Origin of the sequence: Endozoicomonas acroporae, from assembly GCF_002864045.1 — a bacterium.
GTDB lineage: Bacteria > Pseudomonadota > Gammaproteobacteria > Pseudomonadales > Endozoicomonadaceae > Endozoicomonas > Endozoicomonas acroporae.
In genome coordinates, this window is the sequence record NZ_PJPV01000295.1 from 1 (window position 1) to 1613 (window position 1613).

Here is a 1613-nt window from a genome sequence, read left to right on the forward strand (position 1 = left end):
GGTGAAAGTCTGATATTGACTGGTACTTTCATACAATATTATTCTTCTGCACAGGAAACGGGATGATATTCTTTGAACCAACCTCTGTAATCTTGGCGCAGTACGTCACTGCCAGCAGCTTCCATCCATTGTCGAACAGACCGCTCTGGATTAATGATCTTAGTGTCAGAACACCTTGCCCTCCGGGATGACGCCATCGCATACCTGAACACTTCATACGCTGCGTTACCAGGGTTTTACAGGCAGCCTCAATAACCCCTGAACCTATTGGCAGTTTGTGCGACAAGTGCTCAGCGTAGTTCATGCGGGCTCGATTATTTCTGAAGTACTCCAGTTCAGTTTTCAACTTCGATCGCCGGGGATGCTGCTTGTGTTGGTAAGCCAGAGCCTTGATAACTTTCTCAACACCTGCTGGCTCCTCCTTGAGGATATGACGATAGGTGGTGAATTTTTCTCTGGATTTAGCACTGTTCTCACCATAGGACAGATCGAATGCCTTCTTCAGGTGTTCTGCGGCATGATAAAAGTCTACGATTTCATGCCCTTCCGGGAGTTCATTGGCAAGATAGGTCCAGTTGTCTTTCGCCCCGTCGGCGACTTTGAGCAGCGATAACCCGGGCTTCTGCCGGAGCGCTTCGTCCAGTAGGTCAGCGAGTGATTTCTTTAAAGTGACTTTCTTGCTTTCAGGCATCCGCCCCATCCTGATAGTCGACAGGCGTTCACCTTGAACATCGTAAAACGACAGGGTTCCACAACTGGCCTCCTGACAACCGGCTGGACCACGGGTGCGCTTGCCCTCGGATTTATTCTTCTCGCGTTTTTCCTGACGTTTGCCATCTTTCATCGGTAACATCACTCCATCCAGGGAAGCGGCCACGGTGGCAGCTTCTTCGGGAACTTTGATGCTTTCCCTGAGGAGGCACTCGAAAGGCTCACGACGTTGTTCCCATTGTTCATTGAACTGTCTGGGAAGCCTGGCCAGGGCGCTTTCCGAGGGTGTCATATTTCCCATAAGGTCAAGGAGGCTTTTGGCTTCACCAGGCGGCATCTGTGCCACCATCCATATCACCTGCTTTGCGGCCCTCGGTGTCCAGAACCCCTCAACAATTCCTGCCTTAAGCTCCATGGGCACAATGCAAGGTTCTTTGTCATGCCGGTACAGTGTACGGGCAACCCGGATAGGGCCGACAGCTGACTGATAAGTTGCAGAACAGCACAATGCCCGGTGATAGCAGGTGCCATTGAGCTCAATGGCTGGTGCATCGACGTCGAGTGAAGCCAGGTCATTTGCAAGAACCTCACGCTCTGCCTGAGCAAAAAGAGCATGGACCTCGTTTTCATAATCTTCAAAATGCCTGATCGGATTATGATGCTGGCGCAAGCGGGTCAACATGAGTTCGAGCTGCTCAAGCGCGTGGCAAGGATTGGCGGCTTTAGCCAGTGGCTGACATACTTCCATCGGGGCGGCCTCTCACTGGAACGGTGTCGTATTCCAGTAAGCATCATACCGGTGTTTGGCCGTTACCCTATACCAGGCCGGGCGAAATTTGTTGCTATGGGGCATTCCGTGGAGCGCAAACTCTGAAAAGACAGTCAGTATGAGACTTTCACCC

The 1613-nt window shown here is 51.6% G+C and carries 1 protein-coding gene; it reads right to left on the minus strand.

All coding sequences use genetic code 11. The annotated features are described in order from the left end of the window. Window positions 1-28: 28 nt before the first annotated feature. Window positions 29-1459 carry a hypothetical protein gene (locus CX664_RS25375; protein ID WP_101749346.1) on the minus strand — a complete coding sequence of 477 codons (1431 nt, stop codon included), beginning with the start codon at window positions 1457-1459 and terminating at the stop codon, window positions 29-31. Between the last annotated feature and the right edge of the window lie 154 nt (window positions 1460-1613).

What these genes read in the sequence shown, in the direction of transcription:
- CX664_RS25375 (WP_101749346.1), bottom strand. Translation starts at nt 1,459, where the DNA reads ATGGAAGTATGTCAGCCACTGGCTAAAGCCGCCAATCCTTGCCACGCG.